Below are 16,218 nucleotides of genomic sequence, written 5' to 3'. Positions count from 1 at the left end.
TAGTTGCGCATTAGCCTGGCACAATCCTGACACCGCTGTCATCCACTCTACAGGCAGCGTTTAACAATCCCCTCCCGATCAGCTATCACCTGTGGGGCCATCCTGAAGGTGGTGAAAAACTTCACATCAGCGCCTTTCCGCTGCGGGGAAACGTCGGCAAAGATAGAATCCTCCCAGGTAAAGACGCTGATCTGGTCGCCGTCAGGCTGAGTATGGGTGGTGGTATCCTGGGCAACCACCTGAGTGGCAGACCAGCCGCGAGAGATACAGTCGCTGAGCTGGGGGGCGGTGCGAAGGCTCTGCCCCTGAAACAGTGGCGGCTGCTGACGGGTCTGGTCGGGCGTGGGAGCCTGGCAGCCACAAAGCAGCAGTATGCCGGCCAGGGTGCTGATGCGGAAAAGATTCATAGCGTTCCTCCGCCTGAGTCAGGCAGTCGGGTTCATACCCTCTGATCGGTTCAGCCGGAATAACCGCTCACCCCGTCTCAGCACCTCAGCTCGTCACTGCCACATCCCAGAGATAAGCCAGTTTAATCATTATAAACCGTGCGTTTATTTCCTCGCTGCCATCTGCTGCATTTGATAGCTGCATCACACTGGCGGGATCGCCCCGGCTCAGCGGGCGCGGGCAAAACGTCGTCACGCCGGGAGAAGTGAGGGCGCGCCGGACAAAAAAATGTTATAAAACAGCGAAAAAATTGCGCTAAAGAATGAGGATTCAGGCATGGGTAATACGCAGTATCTTTTTTGGGTGATGGCGGGCGCGCTGACGCTGCTGTTTATTGTGGTTTCCGCCTTTGTCGGGTTGTCACGTGGCACTAAGCAGGGATTCATCACCTTCGCTGTTCTGTTTATCATTATGCTGGCGGGTGCGCTCTATCTTCATCTCTGACGTCGCATCAGGTCGCGACCCTTGCAGGACATTACAATTATTTCACGCTTAGCTCACACTTCAGAGGGAAAGTGTGCGTCCGGCGAGCGCGGTTAACTATGCTCAGATGAAATAGCAGTAGTGCTATTTATCACCGGAGGTAATTATGTCTGAACGTCCTGATTACGATGAACCGCTGCCCGATGACGCTGAGATCTATCCTGAGGATGAAGAAGAGGACGAAGAAGAGGATCCGTCAGAAAGGGATGTCTAGACTCACCAGCCTCATCTGCTAAGACGCTGTCAAGCGTTTCGCCGCAAAACTGCCGGTCGCGCAGTTTTGCGGTTTCTGCCCCCCATCACGGCCTATGGCCCTGATCACCGCTGTTATTTGCTCTCTGACGGCCTTTCGCGTTCAGGTCGTGAATAAAATAAGCCACTAAGCGTCATCGTTATATAAAGGTTGGCCGAAAGGTGCGATCCTCATCCGCGAAATAAACCCTAATCGTGAAGCGTGTTAATTAAATTAACATCAATTGAGATTATGAACTCTTTATTCCCGCCGTTTTTAAGTCTTCGCATTTCGTCATCTTGCCGATGTTAACAGAGGAGGAATATTATTCCCGCCTCAAATGACGTTATTAAGCAGGAATAAAATGAAAACAATGAGGATGTTAACTCTGGCGATGGCGCTGTCAACAATCAGCATGGCCGGTGCCGCGACGCCGCACTGGACCTATGAAGGCAAAGCCGGACCAGAGCACTGGAGCGAACTGACCCGTGATTTCCATGTCTGCCATGAAGGTAAGTCTCAGTCACCGATCAATATTACCCATGCGATAGAAGGTCATTTACAGCCGCTGGATCTGGAATATCGCACCGCTGCGGAAAGCGTAATCAATAATGGTCATACCATTCAGGTGACGGTAAATGAAGAGGATGATTTTGTACTGGATGGTGAAAAGTTCACCCTGCGTCAGTATCACTTTCATACCCCGAGTGAAAACCAGATCGATGGCCGCACCTTCCCTCTGGAAGCACACTTTGTTCACAGCAAAGAGGATGGCGACCTGGCCGTAGTGGCGGTGATGTTTGAGCTGGGTAAAGAGAACCCGGCGCTGGCACCTTTGATCGCCGCCATGCCGAAGCAGGAAAATCAGCAGGTGAAAATTGACCATGAGGTCGACCTGCGCGCACTTTTCCCGCAAGATCTGCACTATTATCGTTTTAGCGGCTCCCTGACCACGCCACCCTGTAGCGAAGGCATCCGCTGGCTGGTGCTGAAACAGCCGGTCACCCTGTCGCAGGCGCAGCTTGACGCCTTTAAACAGGCTCTGAAAACCACCAATAATCGTCCGCTGCAACATCTGAACGGCCGGATGATTGTTCAGTAATTTCCGCTTTTTCTCCTCTGTTTAACTCTGTTCCCCTCCGATACGCCTGCGGGCGTATCGGCTTCATCATTCACTCCCGTCAAAGCGCCGTACACCGCTATTTCGCGTCTGTCAGCGGTGATTTTTCGCAGCTGAAACCGCTGCGCCGGGTGGCATATCAAAAATGCTAAATTATTGATAGTTAACCATTTTGCTTTGTGGATCTAATACTGACATAATTACAGTGTTTTCGCCGTTCTATGTGAGGGTATGTGGCAGACGATTTTGCAGTCGATGGCGCGCTGGCGCTGGCTATCGCGGGCTTTAAGCCGCGCGAAGCACAACGTGAGATGGCGCAGGCGGTCTCCCAGGCCGTAGAACAGCAGGGAGAACTGGTGGTTGAGGCGGGCACCGGCACCGGCAAAACCTACGCTTATCTGGCCCCCGCGCTGCGGGCGGGTAAGAAGGTGATCGTCTCGACCGGCTCTAAAGCGTTACAGGACCAGCTCTATGGCCGCGATCTGCCCACCATGATCAAGGCGTTAAAATTCAAAGGTAAAACCGCGTTACTCAAAGGGCGCTCCAACTATCTTTGCCTGGAGCGCATGGAGCAGCAGTCGATGGCGGGCGGCGATCTCACCGCACAGGCACTCACCGATCTGGTGACGCTGCGCAGCTGGTCCTCTCAGACCGAAGATGGCGACATCAGCAGCTGTGCGGGCGTCACTGAAGAGAGCCCGATCTGGCCGCTGGTCACCAGTACCAACGATAACTGCCTCGGCACCGACTGCCCGCGCTACAAAGAGTGCTTTGTGGTCAGGGCGCGTAAGCGTGCAATGGATGCCGATGTGGTGGTGGTTAACCACCATCTGTTCCTCGCCGATCTGGTGGTGAAAGAGGGCGGTTTTGGCGAGCTGATCCCCGAAGCTGATGTGATGATCTTCGATGAAGCGCATCAGTTGCCCGATATTGCCAGCCAGTATTTCGGTCAGCAGCTCTCCAGCCGCCAGCTGCTGGACCTCGCCAAAGACATTATTACCGCCTACCGCACCGAAGTGCGGGATGCCCAGCAGTTGCAGAAATCGGCCGATCGCCTGGCGCAGTGCGCGCAGGATTTCCGCCTGTCGTTAGGCGATCCTGGCTATCGCGGTAATCTGCGTGAACTGCTGAGCGACAACGCTATTCTGCGGATGTTTACCCTGCTGGATGATGCGCTGGAACTCTGTTACGACGTGATCAAACTCTCGCTGGGACGCTCCGCTCTGCTGGACGCGGCGTTTGAACGGGCCGCACTCTATCGGGGCCGGCTGAAACGGCTACGGGCGATTAACGAACCGGGCTACAGCTACTGGTATGAGTGTACTTCACGCCACTTTATTCTGGCGCTGACGCCGCTCTCGGTCGCGGAACGTTTTCGTGAAGTGATGGATAACCGCAAAGCCGCCTGGATCTTCACCTCCGCCACGCTGGCGGTGAACGAGAAGATGGAGCACTTTGCTGAGCGGCTGGGAGTCAACGCCGCCAAAAGTCTGATCCTCAACAGCCCGTTTGATTTCGCCAGTCAGGCGCTGCTCTGCGTACCGCGCAACCTGCCGGAACCTAACCGTCCGGGCGGCGCCCGTCGGCTGGCGGCGATGATGAAGCCGCTGATTGATGCCAACAAAGGCCGCTGCTTTTTCCTCTGTACCTCACATCTGATGATGCGTGAACTGGCCGCGGAGTTCCGCGCCTCAATGACGCTGCCGGTGCTGGTGCAGGGCGAAACCAGCAAAGGCCAGCTGCTGAAACAGTTTATTGAGAAGGGCAACGCGCTGCTGGTGGCGACCAGCAGTTTCTGGGAAGGGGTCGACGTGCGGGGGGATGCGCTGTCGCTGGTGATTATCGATAAGCTGCCATTTACCTCCCCGGAAGATCCGCTGCTGAAAGCCAGAATGGAAGATTGCCGGATCCGCGGCGGCGATCCCTTTGCGGAGGTGCAGCTGCCGGACGCGGTGATCACCCTGAAGCAGGGCGTCGGGCGACTGATCCGCGACACCGACGATCGCGGCGTGCTGGTGATCTGCGACCAGCGCCTGGTGTCACGTCCCTATGGCGCGCTGTTTCTCAACAGCCTGCCGCCGACGCCGCGCACCCGGGATATTGCCCGCGCTATCGACTTTATACGTCAGCCACCGCAAGCCTGATTTTATGTTAAGATGCGCCCCGTTTTCATTGTTCTGAGGTGGTCATGTCAGCCCGAATATTAGCGCTGGATACGGCGACAGAAGCCTGTTCAGCCGCGTTGCTGAATCAGCAACAGATTGATGCCCGGTTTGAGATCGCCCCGCGCGATCATACCCAGCGCATTTTACCGCTGGTGGAAGAGCTCTTACTGGCCGGGCAGCTTGAACTTACGCAGCTGGACGCGCTCGCCTTTGGCCGCGGTCCCGGCAGTTTTACCGGCGTGCGGATCGGTATTGGTATTGCGCAGGGGCTGGCGCTGGGCGCATCGCTGCCGATGATGGGTATCTCGACCCTGGCGACGCTGGCTGAAGGGGCCTGGCGTCTGCATGGCGCAACCCGGGTGCTGACAGCGATTGATGCGCGCATGGGCGAAGTCTACTGGGCCGAGTATCAGCGCGATGAGCAGGGCGTCTGGCAGGGTGAAGCCACGGAAAGCGTACTGTCACCGGAAGCGGCCCAGGCGCGGATGCAGGCGCTCTCGGGGGATTGGATGACCGCTGGCACCGGCTGGCAGGCTCATCCGCTGCTCCAGCAGGGACATGCTCTGCACTTAACCGCCAGTGAGGTGACGCTGCCCGCCGCGCAGGATATGCTGCCGCTGGCGGTTATCGCGCTGGCGCAGGGCAACACGCGGTCGCCGGAAACCGCGGAGCCCACCTACCTGCGTAATGAAGTGGCATGGAAAAAGTTGCCAGGCCGGTAAACGGCACGCAACTTATTGTTATCGGTCCAGTCTAATCCTTTACCTAACGGGAGAACATGTATGTCAATGTGCGGTAAAGGGCTTTCAGGTCTGTTGCTGGCCTGTACACTGGTTTTAACTGGCTGCGTTTCCATTCCAGAGACGCTCCAGGGCAGTTCGCCGCAGCCGCAGCAGGATCTGTTGCGGGTGATGAGCGACCCGGCGATCTACGTCGGCCAGGAGTCGCGATTTGGCGGCAAAGTGGTCAACGTCATCAATCTCAACGGCAAAACCCGGCTGGAGATTGCGGCGCAGCCGCTGGATGAGAGCGCCAGGCCGCGACTGGGTGCCGCATCCGTCGGGCGGATTTATGCCGATATTCACGGCTTCGTCGATCCGATTGATGTGAAAAACCAGTATGTCACGGTGCTGGGTACCCTCAAAGGCACCGAAGAGGGCAAAATTGGTGAGGCGAATTATAAATTCCTGGTGATCGATGTCCGCGGCTATCAGCGCTGGCAGGAGACCCGCCAGGTGATAGCGCCGCCGCAGCCGATGGATCCCTGGATCTGGTATGGACCCACCCGTCGTCATGGCGGCTACTGGGGTCCCAATCCCTACTGGGGAATGTATAATGGCGGTCCGATGCAGGAGCAGACCATTCTGACCGAATGATGCTGAGCGTCGTTTATTCAGCCCGGTAGCGGTGATCGCGGCCGGGCTTTTCTTTGTCTGTTTTAGCAGCACGAAATTTAGTGATGCACTTCGCAACCTCAACATGCCGAAATAAGCAAACTGGTACAATCAGTTAAAATATTGTTAACAAACCAGGTTGGCTGAGGCAGCGATGGAAATACAACATGATTATCGGGGTGGATCCTTGAATAAGGTTTGGCTGAAACGCTACCCGGCAGATGTGCCTGCCGAAATAAGTGCAGATCGTTATACCTCGCTGGTTGATCTGTTTGAGCAGGCCGCAAAACGTTATGCCGATCAACCTGCATTCTGGAACATGGGTCAGAAGATGACCTATCGCCAGCTGGAAGAGAAGAGCCGCGCCTTTGCCGCCTACCTGCAACATCAGCTGGGACTCCGGGCGGGCGATCGGGTGGCGCTGATGATGCCCAACTTACTGCAATATCCGGTAGCGCTGTTTGGTGTGCTGCGGGCGGGTATGGTGGTGGTCAACGTCAACCCACTTTATACTCCGCGTGAGCTGAAGCATCAGCTTAATGACAGCGGGGCCAGCGCCATCGTCATTGTCTCTAACTTTGCCCATACCCTGGAAAAAGTGGTGGCGGAAACCGCGGTAAAACATGTCATTCTGACCCGGATGGGCGATCAGCTGGCGCCGGTCAAGGCGACGCTGGTTAACTTTGTGGTCAAATATGTCAAACGGCTGGTGCCTAAGTATCACCTGCCGGGGGCGATCTCGTTTCGTCAGGTGCTGGATGTCGGGGCAACGCTCTCTTATCAGCGTCCCCGCGTCTCGAATGATGACATCGCCTTCCTGCAATATACCGGCGGCACCACCGGCGTGGCGAAAGGGGCGATGCTGACCCACCGTAACATGCAGGCCAATCTTGAGCAGACCCGCGCGACCTACGGCAAACTGCTGCGCGACGGCAAAGAGTGCGTGGTGACGGCGCTGCCGCTTTATCACATCTTCGCCCTGACGGTTAACGGCCTGCTGTTTCTGGAGCTGGGTGGACAGAATTTACTGATCACCAACCCGCGTGACATTCCGGGCTTTGTTAAAGAGCTGGCGAAGTTCCCGTTTACCGCCATCACCGGGGTCAATACGCTGTTTAACGCCCTGCTGAACGATGAGCAGTTCACAAAGCTCGACTTCTCTACGCTGCGCCTCTCCGCCGGTGGCGGTATGGCGGTGCAGAAAGCGGTGGCCGAGCGCTGGGAAAAGCTGACCGGCCACTATCTGCTGGAAGGATACGGGCTGACGGAGTGTTCGCCGCTGGTTTCGGTCAATCCTTATGACATCAGCTGCCACACCGGCAGCATTGGCCTGCCGGTTCCCTCAACCGACGTGCGGATTGTTGATGACAACGGTGATGATGTGCCGCCGGGTCAGCCGGGCGAACTCTGCATTCGTGGTCCGCAGGTGATGGCGGGCTACTGGCAGCACCCGGAGGCCACGGCGGAGGTGCTGAAAAATGGCTGGCTCCACAGCGGTGATATTGTTACCGTTGACCCGGAAGGCTTTATTCGCATTGTCGATCGCAAAAAAGATATGATTCTGGTGTCAGGTTTTAATGTCTACCCGAATGAAATCGAAGATGTGCTGATGCAGCATCCCAAAGTGCGGGAAGCGGCGGCAATCGGGGTACCCAGCGATCTATCGGGTGAGGCGGTGAAAGCCTGCATCGTCAAAAAAGATGCCACGCTGACCAAAGAGGAGCTGCTCGACCACTGTCGCCGTCAGCTCACCGGTTACAAGGTGCCGAAAATCATTGAGTTTCGGGAGGAGTTACCCAAAACCAATGTGGGTAAAATTTTGCGACGCGAACTGCGCGACGAAGTGAAATCCGGCGCAAACTAAGCCTGGATAAGAATTGAGGTTGAACGCCGGCATGTCCGGCGTTTTTATTGTTTTTAACATGGAGCGCCGCGCGTTGTTGGCTGCGGTGAAAATCAGACGTGAATTATTCCCTTATCGACCAGGACGATCAGCTGGCAGACGTGTGTCAGAAAGCGCGCCAGCATCAGGCGGTGGCACTGGATACCGAATTTGTCCGCACCCGTACCTACTACCCACAGCTGGGCCTGATCCAGCTGTTCGACAGCGAGCAGCTGGTGCTGATTGACCCGCTGAACATCCGCGACTGGTCCCCCTTTATCGCGCTGCTGACCGACAGCGCCGTCACCAAATTTCTGCATGCCGGTGGCGAAGATCTGGAGGTGTTTCTGCATCGCTTCGGCGTGCTGCCCGCCCCGATGATCGACACCCAGATTCTGGCAGCGTTCTCCGGTCAGCCGCTCTCCTGGGGCTTTGCCGCGATGGTGGCCCATTTCACCGGCGTGGAGCTTGATAAAAGTGAATCCCGTACCGACTGGCTGGCGCGTCCGCTGACTGAACGCCAGTGCCAGTACGCGGCGGCGGATGTGCACTATCTGCTGCCCATCGCCCATCAGCTGATGGCGAATACCGCAGAGGCGGGTAACATGGCGGCGGCGCTCAGCGAGTGCGACAACCTCTGTCAGCGTCGGCTGGAGAGCGTGGCACCGGAAGAGGCGTGGCGCGACATTACCAACGCCTGGCAGTTGCAGCCACGTCAGCTGGCCGCGCTGCAACGTCTGGCCGCCTGGCGTCTGAAACTGGCGCGGGAAAAGGATATGGCGGTGAACTTTGTGGTGCGTGAAGAGCATCTCTGGAAGGTGGCGCGCTTTATGCCGGGTTCGCTGGGCGAGCTGGATCATCTGGGGCTTTCCGGGCATGAGATCCGCTTTCACGGTAAAACGCTGGTGGCGCTGGTGGCTGAAGCGCAGGCGCTGGAGGAGGGCGATCTGCCGGATCCGCTCGGCAATCTGATCGACTATCCGCGCTACAAGCAGGTATTTAAAGCGATGAAAGCGCTGGTGCAGCAGGTCAGCGAACAGAGCGGGTTCAGTCAGGAGCTGCTGGCGTCACGACGTCAGATTAATCAGGTACTGAGCCACTACTGGGGCCTGAAGCCACAGGGACGTCAGCCAGAGCTGTTGAGTGGATGGCGGGGCGAACTGCTGAAACCTGGCATTGAAGAGATTCTGGCGGGCGGTTAACCGGTTAAATTTCCCCTGCCACTGCGCAGGGGAAATTCAGCAAACGGTCAGCGTCATTTAATCACTTCATCCGTTTCCGGTAGCGTCACGTTCAGCTCCAGAATGGAGATGTCATCTCCTTTCTGATCGAGCTGAACCGTTACCATCTCTGGATCGATCTTCACATATCTGCAAATCACTTCCAGAATGTCGCGTTTAAGTTGCGGAAGATAGTGGGGCTCACTGTCGCCCCGTCTGCGTTCTGCCACGATAATCTGTAACCTTTCCTTGGCTATGTTGGCAGTGTTCTTCTTCCGGGATAAAAAGAAATCAAGTAATGCCATGGTTTATCCCCCGAACAGGCGTTTCAGGAAACCCTTCTTCTCTTCTTCAATAAAGCGGAAGGGGCGTACTTCACCGAGCAACCGTTCAACGGTATCGGCATAGGCTTTGCCAGCATCAGACTCGCCGTCAAGGATCACTGGTTCGCCCTGGTTAGAGGCGCGTAACACCGACTGATCTTCCGGGATCACGCCGACCAGAGGAATGCGCAGAATTTCCAGCACATCTTCCATGCTCAACATGTCGCCACGGCTGACGCGGCCTGGGTTGTAACGGGTCAGCAGCAGATGCTCCTTCACCGGCTCCTGGCTGTTTTCAGCGCGACGGGATTTGGATGAGATGATGCCGAGAATGCGGTCAGAATCCCGGACGGATGAGACTTCCGGGTTGGTGGTGATGATGGCTTCATCGGCGAAGTAGAGCGCCATCAGCGCTCCGGTTTCAATGCCGGCGGGTGAGTCACAGACGATGAAATCAAACTCCATTGCCGCCAGATCGTTCAGCACTTTTTCCACGCCTTCGCGGGTCAGCGCATCTTTGTCACGGGTCTGTGACGCCGGCAGAATGTAGAGCTGTTCGGTGCGCTTGTCACGGATCAGCGCCTGATTCAGCGTGGCGTCACCCTGAATCACGTTGACGAAATCGTAGACCACACGCCGTTCGCAGCCCATGATCAGATCGAGATTACGCAGACCAATATCAAAGTCGATCACAACCGTTTTTTTGCCTTTCTGCGCTAAACCGGTGGCGATGGCCGCGCTTGACGTGGTCTTACCAACGCCCCCTTTACCGGATGTAACTACAATAATGCGTGCCATAAATGTTGATTTCCTTAACAAAAGAAAAGGGGCCTAATTAAGTGTCTGGATCGTCAGCGCGCCATCCTGGAGGCACAGGCGCGCAGCTTTACCAAAAAATTCTTGCGGGATCTGATCCATGATCCAGTACTCCCCGGCAATTGAGACCAGCTCGGCGGCCAGGTGGGTACAGAAAATCTGGCAGTGGCGATCGCCGCTGGCACCGGCCAGGGCGCGACCGCGCATCATGCCGTAAATATGGATATTGCCATCGGCCACCAGTTCGGCTCCGGCGCTGACGCTGCTGGTAATAATCAGATCGGCGTCACGGGCATAAATCTGCTGGCCTGAGCGCACCGGGGTATTCACGATGCGGGTTTTGGCTGCCACCGGTTCGGCGACAACCGGCAGAGGCTCAGGTTGCGGCGCTTCGCTGCGCGGTTTCGCCTCTTTCCCCTCAGCCAGCACCGGCAAGCCTGCGCGGGCAATCATCCGTTTCAGCGCCTCATCTTTGCAACCGCTGACGCCGACAATACGTAAGCCGGTGGCGAGGATGGCCTGCTGCAACTGCTTCCAGTTAACATCAGCACTCAGTGTGGCGACGTTCAGCACCACCGGGGCGTTTTTCAGGAAATCTGGAGCCTGGTCAATCTTGTCCTGTAGTGCCTTGCGAATCACCGCAGGATCAGGGTGATGCAGATGGACGACAGACAGGGTGAAACTGCTACCTTTGAATTCGATTGGCGTTTGCGACATCTGTCCCGACTCAGTCCTGTTTTCACTACCGTCAGCCTGAAGAGGTTAAAACCCTGATTAAAGCGCTAACGGTGAATATTCGAAGTTCTGCAAGCATGTTATAGTTACAGCTATATTCAGACAAGCCTCAACGCCGGTTAATTCGAGTAAAAAATATGTTTTGTGTGATCTACAGAAGCCCGTTACGTGACCAGACTTATCTCTATGTGGAAAAAAAAGACGATTTTTCGCGCGTCCCTGATGAACTGCTGAAAGGTTTTGGCAAGCCGCAGCTGGCGATGGTGCTGAACCTGGCAGGCCGCGACAGGCTGGCCAATGCCGATATTAGTAAGGTTAAGCAGGGGTTAAGTGAGCAGGGCTATTATTTGCAGCTGCCGCCTCCGATTGAAAGTCTGCTGAATATTCATTTACAGGCCGATAAAAAAGTTTAACTCAGATTCATCTGTAAATATAAATGGTGACAGGTCGATCCTGTCAGGAAAATAGCGATCAATGGCTGCGCGAAATTAATGGCGCAGCTTATCGATTCCGCTGCTGTTATAAATAGTCGTCCGGTTTTCCCGCGCATTTGTATGAATATTCACCGCGGCCATGTACAGATTCACGCTTTTTAACAAAATCTCCCCCCAGGCCGCAAAAAGGATCTTATTATCTGGTCATGCGGTTGGCACTCCGATCAACCCTTAAGCAAACATAATCCGTCAGCCTGGCTGACATCACACCTAACCCGAACAGGGGATCAGCATGTATCAGCATCGTAACTGGCAAGGCGCTCTGTTAGATTATCCGGTCAGCAAAGTGGTTTGCGTCGGCAGCAACTATGCGAAACATATTAAAGAGATGGGCAGTGCGACGCCGACTGAACCGGTGATCTTCATCAAACCGGAAACCGCGCTGTGCGATTTACGCCAGCCCCTCTCTATTCCTGACGCCTTTGGCGAAGTCCATCATGAAGTCGAACTGGCGGTACTGATTGGTGCCACCCTGAAGCAGGCAACCGAAGCGCACGTGGCTCAGGCCATTGCGGGTTACGGCGTGGCACTGGATTTAACCTTGCGGGATGTGCAGGCTGGCCTGAAAAAGGCGGGTCAGCCGTGGGAGAAATCGAAGGGATTTGACAACGCCTGTCCCATCTCCGGCTTTATTCCGGTGGCTGAATTCAGCGGCGATCCGCAGAATGTGGAACTGAAGCTGCGGGTCAATGGCGAGGTGCGTCAGCACGGCAGCACCAGTGAGATGATGCATAAAATCCTGCCGCTGATCGCCCACATGAGCCGCTACTTTACCCTGCGCGCGGGTGATGTGATCCTGACCGGCACCCCGGAAGGGGTGGGTCCGATGCGCTCGGGCGACCAGCTGGAAGTCTCGCTGGCGGGCCACGGCATCAGCACCCGCGTACTGTAAAAACTTGCATCACCGCACCAGAGGCTTTATAAGGTGCGGTTTATGCGAAACCCGGACAATCATCATGACTGACACCCCTTTCTGGCAACACAAACGCCTGGCACAAATGAGCGATGAGGAATGGGAATCCTTGTGTGATGGTTGCGGGCAGTGCTGTCTGAATAAATTACAGGACGCCGATACGGATGAAATCTATTTCACCAACGTCGCCTGTAATCAGCTCAATATCAAAACCTGCCAGTGCCGTAACTATGAACGTCGCTTCGAGCTGGAAGAGGATTGCATCAAGCTGACGCGCGAAAATCTGACCACCTTTGACTGGCTGCCGCGCACCTGCGCTTACCGGCTGCTGGGTGAGGGCAAAGATTTACCCGCGTGGCATCCGCTGCGGGCCGGATCGAAAACCGCGATGCACGCGCAGCGTATTTCGGTGCGGTATATCGCGGTGCGGGAGAGTGAAGTGCGGGACTGGGAAGATCATATTATTGACCGACCCGATCGCAACGGCTAAGCGCCGGTGCGTAGACGTAAAAAAGGCTGCCAGCGGCAGCCTTTTTTCTCTCAGTGACTGAAGAGATCGCGGCGTTTAGGTTTGAACGGCTGCGCAATCAGCACCAGCGCGGCCACCAGCAGATAAGCGGCAAAAACCACAATCATCCACTGCGGCATGCTGAGCGTCAGGAAAGTCCAGCTGCGCTCGGCGCAGTCGCCGCTGGCGAGAAACACCGACGGCAGCCACTTATCCAGCGGTAAACCGCTGGGGAAGCGGGCGGCGAAATCACAGGTGGTAAAGGGGTTGGGATGCAGCTGAACCATAGTGTGTTCCCAGGAGAGACGCAGACCTTCCCAGGCGCTGTAAATCCATAACGCCACGCCTGCCAGCCGCAGCGGCGACTTCGGCGCTATCGCCCCCAGCAGACCTGCGCCGAGCACGCCAAACAGCGCGTTGCGCTCGTAGATACACATCACACAGGGCTTCAGGCCCATAACGTGTTGAAAGAACAGTGCCGTCAACTCCAGTGCCAGTGCGGTGAGTGCCAGTAATAACCAGGCGCCACGGCCACGCGAGCATTGATTCAGATATCGCAACATATTGCATTCCCTGTGAACATTAATGCCCCGCAGTGTAAACCAAAAGCGCGGGCAAACCAGCCAGTTATGGGCAAAAATCTGGTTCTGAATTGACCTGATTCTGATCCAGAACAGTTAAGGACCAAAAGCGCCCTGCGCCGCAGCACGATTTTCGCGGGCAGGGCGGGCTGTGTCAGCCCGATGCCGTTCGGTGTGCGCGCCTTATAATCCGCTATGCTGTTGCCGGGCGGGCTGATGCGGATGCCGCTTATGGTGCAGCGTCTCTCTTAGCGCACGGTTTGCCGCTGACCGGCGATGCCTGAGCGGAAAGCGTTAAACTGCTCGCTTACAGCTGACGCCGCCGGGAAAAGTGCGGTCGCGCCCGGTTTAAATGGTGGCGCAGGCTATATCCGCTATAGGGCGTCTGGTATGATGAGTGCTCATCACGATTAAGAAAGCCACGAGAACACATTGCTATGGTTATAAAGGCTCAGAGTCCAGCGGGATTTGCTGAAGAGTATATTATTGAAAGCATCTGGAACAGCCGCTTTCCGCCGGGGTCGATTCTTCCTGCTGAACGTGAGCTTTCTGAATTGATCGGGGTCACGCGCACCACCCTGCGCGAAGTGTTACAGCGCCTGGCGCGCGATGGCTGGCTGACCATTCAGCACGGTAAACCGACCCGGGTAAACGATTTCTGGGAAACCTCCGGGCTGAATATTCTGGAAACCCTGGCGCGTCTCGACCACGACAGCGTACCGGTATTGATCGATAACCTGCTGTCGGTGCGCAGCAATATCTCCTCCATCTTTATCAGCCGGGCGCTGCGTCACCACCCGGAGAAGGCGCGTGAAGTGCTGGAGAGCGTCTCCGGGACGGCCGATCAGGCTGAGGCCTATACCGAACTCGACTACCGGGTTTTCCGCGGTCTGGCGTTTGCCTCCGGTAACCCGATTTACGGTCTGATCCTCAATGGCCTGAAAGGGCTCTACACCCGCGTAGGCCGCCACTACTTCTCAAACCCGGAAGCCCGTCAGGTGGCCCGTGAGTTCTATCTGAAGTTACTGGCACTCTGTGATCAGACGCCGGGCCAGGATGAGATTGTTGAGCTGGTGCGCAACTATGGCCGTCGCAGCGGGGAGATCTGGCACAGCATGCAGAAGAATCTGCCCGACGATCTCGGCAACAAGCGCTAAAAAAAACCGGACATCGTGTCCGGTTTTCGCTCTCAGCGGTCGGCTCTCTAAAGCGGTGACCCGCGTGGTGGGTTGCGATCCAGCAGTTCCACGCTGCCATCCTCATTCTGCTGTTCCAGGATCACATCGAATCCCCACAGACGATGCACATGCTTCAGCACTTCGCGGCGGCTCTTATCCAGCGGCGTGCGGCTCTGCGGCACATAGCGCAGGGTCAGTGAACGGTCGCCGCGCAGATCGACGTTATAGACCTGAATGTTGGGTTCGAGGTTGCTCAGGTTGTACTGCGCAGAAAGCTGCTGGCGAATCGCCCGGTAGCCCGCCTCATCGTGGATCGCGGCGATTTCCAGGTAGTTGTTGCGGTCATCATCCAGCACGGTGAACAGGCGGAAATCGCGCATCACCTTCGGCGACAGGAACTGGCTGATAAAGCTCTCATCCTTGAATTCCCGCATCGCAAAGTGCAGCGTTTCCAGCCAGTCGGAACCGGCGATATCCGGGAACCAGTAGCGATCCTCTTCGGTTGGTGACTGACAGATACGCTTAATATCCTGCATCATCGCAAAGCCCAGCGCATAGGGGTTGATACCGTTGTACCACTGGCTGTTGTATGGCGGCTGAAACACCACGTTGGTATGGCTGTGCAGGAACTCCATCATAAAGCGTTCCGACACTTTGCCTTCGTCATAGAGATGATTCAGGATGGTGTAGTGCCAGAAGGTGGCCCAGCCCTCATTCATCACCTGAGTCTGCTTCTGCGGATAGAAATACTGGCTCACCTTGCGCACGATACGCAGGATCTCACGCTGCCACGGCTCCAGCAGTGGGGCGTTCTTCTCCATAAAGTAGAGCAGGTTCTCCTGCGGTTCAGACGGGTAGCGCGTCGCGGCCACCTGCACCGCCTCTTTTTCGCGCCGTGGCAGGGTGCGCCACAGGGTATTCACCTGACTTTGCAGATACTCTTCCCGGCTTTTCTGGCGGGCTTTCTCCTCCTGGAGCGAGATCTTCTGCGGGCGTTTATAGCGGTCGACGCCGTAGTTCATCAGGGCGTGACAGGAGTCGAGCAGCCGTTCCACCTCTTCCACGCCGTAGCGCTCTTCGCAGTCGCTGATATAGTTCTTCGCGAACAGCAGGTAGTCGACAATCGATCCGGCGTCGGTCCAGCTGCGGAACAGGTAGTTATTTTTGAAGAAAGAGTTATGGCCATAACAGGCGTGCGCCATCACCAGCGCCTGCATGGTCATGGTGTTCTCTTCCATCAGATAGGCGATGCAGGGATTGGAGTTGATGACAATTTCATAGGCCAGACCCTGCTGACCATGCTTGTAGCGCTGCTCGGTCTCAATAAACTTTTTACCAAAGGACCAGTGCGAATAGTTGATAGGCATGCCGACGCTGGAGTAGGCGTCCATCATCTGCTCGGAAGTTATCACTTCAATCTGGTGCGGGTAGGTATCGAGCCGGTAGAGCTTAGCGACGCGGTCGATTTCAGCTAAATAGACATCAAGCAGTTCAAATGTCCAGTCTGGTCCGTCATTGAGTCGTTTGCTGTCTCTGATGCTATCGTCAAAGATTGTCGTCATAGCGCACCTCTTTTTGGCAAACCGGCTGACCCGAAAGGCAACCCGTTCCGGTTATTTAAGGCTTCATCCTGAAAAAGGGAACCCGAAAAAAACTGAGCGAACACAACAATGATAGCCCACTGTCGCCTATCCGAAATGCGAACTCAAATGAATTCTTTGGCACAA

Annotated in this window: 17 protein-coding genes; 11 read left to right on the top strand and 6 right to left on the bottom strand. The window is 55.9% G+C overall.

Annotation, left to right across the window (positions count from 1 at the left end):
• Window positions 1-47: 47 nt before the first annotated feature.
• Window positions 48-407 carry a hypothetical protein gene (locus ACCW71_RS06840; RefSeq protein WP_436370386.1) on the bottom strand — a complete coding sequence of 120 codons (360 nt, stop codon included), beginning with the start codon at window positions 405-407 and terminating at the stop codon, window positions 48-50.
• 316 nt (window positions 408-723) lie between these two features.
• On the opposite strand from ACCW71_RS06840, the gene ACCW71_RS06835 reads away from it, so the two are divergent.
• The 7 genes from ACCW71_RS06835 to rnd all read left to right on the top strand — a co-directional run bounded on the left by ACCW71_RS06835 (window position 724) and on the right by rnd (window position 8,925).
• Window positions 724-891, top strand: a complete 168-nt coding sequence (locus tag ACCW71_RS06835; protein WP_436370384.1) for a hypothetical protein — start codon at window positions 724-726, stop codon at window positions 889-891.
• A 635-nt stretch (window positions 892-1,526) separates the two neighbouring features.
• A complete protein-coding gene (locus ACCW71_RS06830) occupies window positions 1,527-2,264 on the top strand; it encodes a carbonic anhydrase (RefSeq protein ID WP_436370382.1) in 738 nt (245 codons plus the stop codon).
• Window positions 2,265-2,515: 251 nt separating this feature from the next.
• The gene (locus ACCW71_RS06825) at window positions 2,516-4,426 is read left to right on the top strand and encodes an ATP-dependent DNA helicase (RefSeq protein WP_436370381.1); all 1,911 of its coding nucleotides are present in this window, start codon (window positions 2,516-2,518) and stop codon (window positions 4,424-4,426) included.
• 44 nt (window positions 4,427-4,470) lie between these two features.
• The gene (gene tsaB / locus ACCW71_RS06820; protein WP_436370379.1) at window positions 4,471-5,169 is read left to right on the top strand and encodes a tRNA (adenosine(37)-N6)-threonylcarbamoyltransferase complex dimerization subunit type 1 TsaB; all 699 of its coding nucleotides are present in this window, start codon (window positions 4,471-4,473) and stop codon (window positions 5,167-5,169) included.
• Between the two features lie 60 nt (window positions 5,170-5,229).
• Window positions 5,230-5,823 carry a Slp family lipoprotein gene (locus ACCW71_RS06815; RefSeq protein ID WP_436370377.1) on the top strand — a complete coding sequence of 198 codons (594 nt, stop codon included), beginning with the start codon at window positions 5,230-5,232 and terminating at the stop codon, window positions 5,821-5,823.
• 205 nt (window positions 5,824-6,028) lie between these two features.
• Entirely contained in the window at window positions 6,029-7,705 is a 1,677-nt protein-coding gene (fadD, locus tag ACCW71_RS06810; protein WP_436370375.1) for a long-chain-fatty-acid--CoA ligase FadD, read from the top strand.
• Window positions 7,706-7,803: 98 nt separating this feature from the next.
• A complete protein-coding gene (gene rnd / locus ACCW71_RS06805; protein ID WP_436370373.1) occupies window positions 7,804-8,925 on the top strand; it encodes a ribonuclease D in 1,122 nt (373 codons plus the stop codon).
• Window positions 8,926-8,978: 53 nt separating this feature from the next.
• Here the strand turns inward: rnd and minE are convergent, their stop codons facing one another.
• From minE to minC, 3 genes are read right to left on the bottom strand one after another with little or no spacing between them, the layout of a single operon-like run.
• Window positions 8,979-9,248 (bottom strand): cell division topological specificity factor MinE, encoded by a 270-nt coding sequence (gene minE, locus ACCW71_RS06800; RefSeq protein ID WP_436370371.1) that lies wholly within the window; start codon window positions 9,246-9,248, stop codon window positions 8,979-8,981.
• A 3-nt stretch (window positions 9,249-9,251) separates the two neighbouring features.
• Window positions 9,252-10,064: a septum site-determining protein MinD gene (gene minD / locus ACCW71_RS06795; protein WP_046101942.1), complete on the bottom strand. Its 813-nt coding sequence runs from the start codon at window positions 10,062-10,064 to the stop codon at window positions 9,252-9,254.
• Window positions 10,065-10,097: 33 nt separating this feature from the next.
• The gene (gene minC / locus ACCW71_RS06790) at window positions 10,098-10,799 is read right to left on the bottom strand and encodes a septum site-determining protein MinC (RefSeq protein ID WP_436370369.1); all 702 of its coding nucleotides are present in this window, start codon (window positions 10,797-10,799) and stop codon (window positions 10,098-10,100) included.
• 155 nt (window positions 10,800-10,954) lie between these two features.
• On the opposite strand from minC, the gene ACCW71_RS06785 reads away from it, so the two are divergent.
• From ACCW71_RS06785 to ACCW71_RS06775, 3 genes are all read left to right on the top strand, one after another.
• Window positions 10,955-11,230, top strand: coding sequence for a YcgL domain-containing protein (locus ACCW71_RS06785; protein WP_436370367.1), 276 nt, complete (start codon window positions 10,955-10,957; stop codon window positions 11,228-11,230).
• Between the two features lie 313 nt (window positions 11,231-11,543).
• The gene (locus ACCW71_RS06780) at window positions 11,544-12,203 is read left to right on the top strand and encodes a fumarylacetoacetate hydrolase family protein (RefSeq protein WP_436370365.1); all 660 of its coding nucleotides are present in this window, start codon (window positions 11,544-11,546) and stop codon (window positions 12,201-12,203) included.
• 64 nt (window positions 12,204-12,267) lie between these two features.
• Window positions 12,268-12,714 (top strand): YcgN family cysteine cluster protein, encoded by a 447-nt coding sequence (locus tag ACCW71_RS06775; RefSeq protein ID WP_436370364.1) that lies wholly within the window; start codon window positions 12,268-12,270, stop codon window positions 12,712-12,714.
• A gap of 50 nt (window positions 12,715-12,764) precedes the next feature.
• Here the strand turns inward: ACCW71_RS06775 and dsbB are convergent, their stop codons facing one another.
• Window positions 12,765-13,295, bottom strand: a complete 531-nt coding sequence (dsbB, locus tag ACCW71_RS06770; protein WP_436370363.1) for a disulfide bond formation protein DsbB — start codon at window positions 13,293-13,295, stop codon at window positions 12,765-12,767.
• A 455-nt stretch (window positions 13,296-13,750) separates the two neighbouring features.
• Here dsbB and fadR point away from each other — a divergent pair, with 455 nt between their 5' ends.
• Window positions 13,751-14,470, top strand: coding sequence for a fatty acid metabolism transcriptional regulator FadR (fadR, locus tag ACCW71_RS06765; RefSeq protein ID WP_436370362.1), 720 nt, complete (start codon window positions 13,751-13,753; stop codon window positions 14,468-14,470).
• Between the two features lie 47 nt (window positions 14,471-14,517).
• On the opposite strand, the gene ACCW71_RS06760 is transcribed toward fadR, so the two are convergent.
• A complete protein-coding gene (locus ACCW71_RS06760) occupies window positions 14,518-16,053 on the bottom strand; it encodes a SpoVR family protein (protein ID WP_436370360.1) in 1,536 nt (511 codons plus the stop codon).
• Window positions 16,054-16,218 lie beyond the last annotated feature (165 nt).

This window comes from Pantoea sp. C2G6, assembly GCF_051336815.1.
Lineage (GTDB): Bacteria > Pseudomonadota > Gammaproteobacteria > Enterobacterales > Enterobacteriaceae > Pantoea.
This window is presented reverse-complemented; position numbering and strand designations above follow the sequence as displayed.

Coding starts and splice junctions, on each gene's coding strand:
- ACCW71_RS06775 (WP_436370364.1), top strand. CDS start 12,268: ATGACTGACACCCCTTTCTGGCAACACAAACGCCTGGCACAAATGAGC.
- fadR (WP_436370362.1), top strand. CDS start 13,751: ATGGTTATAAAGGCTCAGAGTCCAGCGGGATTTGCTGAAGAGTATATT.
- minE (WP_436370371.1), bottom strand. CDS start 9,248: ATGGCATTACTTGATTTCTTTTTATCCCGGAAGAAGAACACTGCCAAC.
- tsaB (WP_436370379.1), top strand. CDS start 4,471: ATGTCAGCCCGAATATTAGCGCTGGATACGGCGACAGAAGCCTGTTCA.
- ACCW71_RS06835 (WP_436370384.1), top strand. CDS start 724: ATGGGTAATACGCAGTATCTTTTTTGGGTGATGGCGGGCGCGCTGACG.
- dsbB (WP_436370363.1), bottom strand. CDS start 13,295: ATGTTGCGATATCTGAATCAATGCTCGCGTGGCCGTGGCGCCTGGTTA.
- ACCW71_RS06780 (WP_436370365.1), top strand. CDS start 11,544: ATGTATCAGCATCGTAACTGGCAAGGCGCTCTGTTAGATTATCCGGTC.
- ACCW71_RS06830 (WP_436370382.1), top strand. CDS start 1,527: ATGAAAACAATGAGGATGTTAACTCTGGCGATGGCGCTGTCAACAATC.
- ACCW71_RS06815 (WP_436370377.1), top strand. CDS start 5,230: ATGTCAATGTGCGGTAAAGGGCTTTCAGGTCTGTTGCTGGCCTGTACA.
- minC (WP_436370369.1), bottom strand. CDS start 10,799: ATGTCGCAAACGCCAATCGAATTCAAAGGTAGCAGTTTCACCCTGTCT.
- minD (WP_046101942.1), bottom strand. CDS start 10,064: ATGGCACGCATTATTGTAGTTACATCCGGTAAAGGGGGCGTTGGTAAG.
- ACCW71_RS06785 (WP_436370367.1), top strand. CDS start 10,955: ATGTTTTGTGTGATCTACAGAAGCCCGTTACGTGACCAGACTTATCTC.
- ACCW71_RS06760 (WP_436370360.1), bottom strand. CDS start 16,053: ATGACGACAATCTTTGACGATAGCATCAGAGACAGCAAACGACTCAAT.
- ACCW71_RS06840 (WP_436370386.1), bottom strand. CDS start 407: ATGAATCTTTTCCGCATCAGCACCCTGGCCGGCATACTGCTGCTTTGT.